General features: G+C 65.3%; 1 protein-coding gene. It reads left to right on the plus strand.

The annotated features are described in order from the left end of the window. The first annotated feature begins 124 nt into the window (after window positions 1-124). Window positions 125-1,546 (plus strand): IS1380 family transposase, encoded by a 1,422-nt coding sequence (locus tag AC5Y5W_RS24855; RefSeq protein ID WP_500014127.1) that lies wholly within the window; start codon window positions 125-127, stop codon window positions 1,544-1,546. The last annotated feature ends 139 nt before the right edge of the window (window positions 1,547-1,685 follow it).

Consider the following 1,685-nt stretch of genomic DNA (forward strand, 5'->3'; position numbering starts at 1 on the left):
CTAGCCTCGAAGTTTCACGTCGTTGGGTGAATGACGGCGTGTGATGCACGGAAGTGCCTGTCCTGCAGGGGATTCTCGAGATTGCTGAAGTCTCAATGTCCTCAAGCGGGAAGGCACTCCGTAGGTGAAGCGTAACGCAGTTGGTGGGCTGGTTCTCGATGATGTCCGCGAGTCGCTGGTGACTTCATCGGGAGCGCTGATGATCAACGAAACGATCCGGGTCGCAGGTCTACGGTCTGGGTTGTCGAGGGCGTTGGCACCCTGGCGGACGGCTCGGGCTCGTCACGATCCGGGCAAAGTCCTGCTCGACGTGGCGATCGCGGTTGCCCTGGGTGGTGACTGTTTGGCCGATGTGGCCGCGGTACGAGCTCAGCACGACTTGTTCGGGGCGGTGGCTTCCGACCCGACGGTGTCGCGGTTGTTCGCCGCGCTGGCCGCCGACTCCGCCACCGCCGATGCCGCGGTCGCGGCGTTGCGTTCGGCCCGGGCTGCTGGTCGGGAGGGTATCTGGTCACGACGTCGGCCACTGGCAGGGACGCCAGGAAGTCGTGACGGCGGCCAAGTCATCGTCGACATCGACGCCACCGTGGTCAGGGCACATTCGGATAAAGAGGGCGCCGAAGCGACCCACAAGATGTCCTATGGCTTCACCCCGATGTGCGCGTTCGTCGATCACGGCCAGTTTGGCACCGGCGAAACGCTGGCGCTGAACTTGCGCCCGGGAAAAGCATCGCCGTTCAATAGCGCCGATCACATCGCGGTGTTGGCCGCAGCGCTTGACCAGCTGCCGATCGCCGAGCGGGCACAGGTGCTGGTGCGCGCCGATGCCGGTGGGGCCTCCAAGGCGTTTATGCATCACCTCACCGACGCCGGGCTGCAGTATTCCATCGGGTTTGCCGCCCAGGGCCCAGTGCAGGCCGCCATTGAGGCGATTCCCGAGCAAGCCTGGGTCGCCGCGCTTGACAGCGACGGCGCACCCCGTGAGGGAGCCCAGGTCGCCGAGCTCACCGCCTGGATGCCGACTCCGGTCAAACCGAGCCGGTCGCCGGCCAAGTACGGCCCCCAGCACTGGCCTCACGGTATGCGGGTCATCGCTCGCCGGGAACGTCCGCACCCCGGTGCTCAGCTCCGCCTGACCGACCGCAACGGCTGGCGCATCACCTGCTTTGCCACCAATACCCGCGCACCCGGCTGGACGCTGGCGACCCTCGAAGTCCGGCACCGCCAACGCGCCCGCGCCGAAGACCGCATCCGCTGTCTGAAGGACACCGGCCTGCGTAACCTGCCCTTCCACAGCTACCACGCCAATCGGGTCTGGCTCGAAATCGCCGCCCTGGCAAGCGATTTGATAGCCTGGACTCAAACCCTGGCCTTCGATGAACAGCAACCCGCCCGCAGATGGGAGCCCAAACGCTTCCGTTTCCGGCTGCTCGCCGTGGCCGGCCGCATCATCCGCACCGGAAGACGACGAAGGCTTCGACTACCCCGGCATTGGCCCTGGAACCACCTCATAGACACCGGCTGGGCCAGCCTGCGTACTGTCTGAACAACCCACACCTCACCCGACCAAGGCCCCGGAGAGCCGGCGACCACAGCGCCGGTAATCACCCCTGCTTCAACGACGACAACTCACATCAGTACCCACCGAGACCGCGAACAACAGCATCATGAAAGTTCGAGGCTAG

It is taken from the genome of Mycobacterium sp. NGS51, assembly GCF_059812525.1.